3 protein-coding genes are annotated in these 2,986 nt (G+C 63.3%); all 3 read right to left on the reverse strand.

Annotation, left to right across the window (positions count from 1 at the left end; genetic code table 11):
• Positions 1-880: 880 nt before the first annotated feature.
• Entirely contained in the window at positions 881-2,083 is a 1,203-nt protein-coding gene (locus tag QZ522_RS18820; RefSeq protein WP_294615245.1) for an aminotransferase, read from the reverse strand.
• Positions 2,084-2,123: 40 nt separating this feature from the next.
• Complete coding sequence (gene gpt / locus QZ522_RS18825) at positions 2,124-2,621, reverse strand: xanthine phosphoribosyltransferase (protein WP_294615247.1); 498 nt, start codon at positions 2,619-2,621, stop codon at positions 2,124-2,126.
• Positions 2,622-2,626: 5 nt separating this feature from the next.
• The coding region (locus QZ522_RS18830) for a LysE family transporter (protein WP_294615250.1) at positions 2,627-2,986 on the reverse strand (360 nt) is incomplete at its 5' end.

Genomic DNA, 2,986 nt, shown 5'->3' on the forward strand with positions numbered 1-2,986 from the left:
AAGGCCACGTGACTGGAGTTCAGACGTGTGCTCTTCCGATCTGCCGTTCGGGCAGGTTGAACTCCGCCTCGCGCGCCGCATAAGCCTCTCGCAGGGCGGTTTCGTCAACCTCGACCGTATCCAAAATCATCGCCGGTGTGATCCAGGCATAGGTGATTTTTTTGGTTTCGGGCGTGGTGAAATCGGGCAGGTGGGTCTGGTGATAGGTCGTGAGGTCGTCCTCTGAGGGCACCGGGAGACCGGTTTCCAGATCGCTGCGATCAAGCGTTGCAAAGGCGATGCTGCGGCGCTCTGACAGATAGGTAAGCATCGCATCCATATAGGATGTCGGCACCTGAACGCCCGACACGACCGCCGCCTGAAGCAAGGTACGCGCGGTCTCGGCGCGGATGTTGCTTTCAAAGCGGGCCTCGTTCATCCCGGCCTGTTGCAGGGCAAAGGCATAGGCCTCGCGGTCGAACGATCCGTCGATTCCGGTGAAGGCGGGAATCTGGACGATCTGATCGCGCAGGTTTTCATCGCCGATCGAAATGCCGATACGGGCGGTTTCGTCTTCCAGCGCGGCAGAGGCCACAAGCTGTGCAAGAACCGCCTGGTCGATGCCAAGCGCCTGTGCGCGGGCAAAGCTGATGGGTTCGCCACGTTCGGCCTCGAGCGCGCTGATTTCGTTTTGCAGGGCGCGGGCATAGGTGGTGATGTCGATATCGGTTTCGCCGACGGCGCCGATGCTGCGGACAGTGCCCGACAGGTTGGTGGCGCCAAAGCCGCCAAGCCCGATGACCAAGAGGCCCATCAGGATCCAGACCAGTGTTTTCGTGATGCCTTTGCCCGCCATTTGACCCCCTGTCAGTCTCTCGTAAAACCGCGCTTGGGCGACTGTCTACGCGTTGCCACCCGCCGGGGCAAGGGGCCAGCGCAGCCCGGCCAGCCGGTCAAACAGCGTGGTGATCCCGGCCCGGTCCAGATTGGCAAAGGCAACGCGCAATTCGCGCTGACCCGAGGTATGCGTTTCGGGCTGAAACATGGTGCCGGGCAACAGCAGGATACCCGCCTCGCGCACCAGTTTTGGCGCCAATTGATCCGAGGACAGGGCAAAGGGGTGCACCATATAGGCAAAATAGGCGCCACAGCCCAAAAGCCGCCAGCCCTGATCGGCCAGCCTGGGCATGTTGTCATGGATCGCCGCGCGCCGATCGAGGATTTCGGTGCGCTCGCCCGCAAGCCATTGGCCAAGGTTCTGCATCCCCCAGAGGGCCGCGATCTGGCCAAGCTGATTGGGGCAGATGGTGACCGTATCAAGAAACTTTTCCGCCTCGGCAAGACGCGCGGGGCTTGCCACCATGGCCCCGACACGGTGCCCGGTCAGACGGTAGGCCTTGGAAAAGGAATAAAGCTGAATAAGCGTGTCATGCCAGTCGGGATCGTGGAAAAGATCATGCGGCGCGCCGGGGCGCGCATCGAAGTCGCGGTAGGTCTCGTCGACAATCAGGGCAATGCCGCGAGAGCGCGCCAGATTGAAGAAGGCCCGCACAAGATCGGCCGGATATTCGACCCCGCCGGGATTGTTGGGCGTCACCAGCACGATGGCACGGGTGCGGTCAGTGATCCGCGCCGCCGCCTCATCCGGATCGGGCAGCAATTCGGCCCCCGCCGGGAGCGGAACCGAGCGGACACCGGCCATATCGAGCCACATCTTGTGATTGAAATACCAGGGCGTCGGCACGATCACCTCGTCGCCTTCGGCGCAGAGTGTCGTGATCGCCGCGCAAAACGCCTGATTGCAGCCGGAGGTGATGGCGACATGGGCCGCTTCAAGCGCGCCGCCGTAAGTCGCACTCCACTGCGCGGCCACTTCTGCGCGCAGTTCGGGCAGGCCAAGGACGGGGCCGTATAGATGCGCCTCGGGGCGCTCGATCGCGGCTTCGGCCACGACCCGGCGCAGGGCCTCTGGCGGGGCCTCGACCGGGGCGGCCTGGCTGACGTTGATCAGCGGGCGGTCGGCAGGGAAGGTGACCCCGTCAAGCCAGCGGCGCGCCTCCATCACGGGAGGGCTGAAGGTGCGGGCGGTGCGGGGCAGGGACATTGGCTATCTCCGGGGATGGCTGGGGGGCTTGTCGGGCGGGTTACTTGCCGCGGTAAGGTTCCACGTATTGCAGGGCCATATCCCAGGGGAAGAAAATCCATGTGTCCTGGCTGACCTCGGTAACAAAGGTCTGTACCTGTGCGCGGCCCATCGGCTTGGCGTAAACGGTGGCCACATGCGCCTTTGGCATCTGTTCGCGCACCACTTCAAGGGTGCGTCCGGTATCGACCAGATCGTCGATGATCAGCACCCCGGACCCGTCGCCGACAATTTCCATATCCGGCGATTTGATCACCCGTGGTTCGCTCTGGGTCTGGTGATCATAGGATTTGACGCTGATCGTGTCGACGATGCGGATATCAAGCTCGCGCGCGACGATCATCGCCGGGGCCATGCCGCCACGGGTGATCGCCACAACCGCCCGCCAGCCACCTTCGGGGGCATCATTCTGCAAGCGCCAGGCGAGTGCACGCGCATCGCGGTGCAGTTGATCCCAGCTGACGTGAAAGCCTTTTTCATGCGGAAGCCAATCGCTCATCGGTGTCACCTGTCCAGTAAAAGTTTCAATCCAAGAGCGCCCATCACAAGCGCCGCCGCCCGGTCCAGGTCGCGCTTGGCGCCAAGGTAGGCCCGGCGCGCCGTTGCCCCGCTCAGCAGGGCGGCGAAGATGCCGTAAAACAGCCACTCGACCACCGCGTGATTGGCGACAATCAGGGCGATCTCGGTCGCGCTCAGCCCCTTGGGGAATATCACGACAAGCACCGAGGCGGCGAATAAAACTGACTTGGGGTTGCCAAGGTTGATCCGCGCCCCGTCGAAAAAGGCCCGGCCGCGCGGGCGCGCCGCCGCGTCAAGCGGGGCCTTCGCGCCGTGCCAGGTGGTATAGGCGATATGGATCAGATA

The sequence above is a fragment of the uncultured Roseovarius sp. genome (genome assembly GCF_913054395.1).
Lineage (GTDB): Bacteria > Pseudomonadota > Alphaproteobacteria > Rhodobacterales > Rhodobacteraceae > Roseovarius.

Bases quoted from the DNA above. Each gene is read 5' to 3' on its own strand.
- gpt (WP_294615247.1), bottom strand. From the start codon at position 2,621: ATGAGCGATTGGCTTCCGCATGAAAAAGGCTTTCACGTCAGCTGGGAT.
- QZ522_RS18820 (WP_294615245.1), bottom strand. From the start codon at position 2,083: ATGTCCCTGCCCCGCACCGCCCGCACCTTCAGCCCTCCCGTGATGGAG.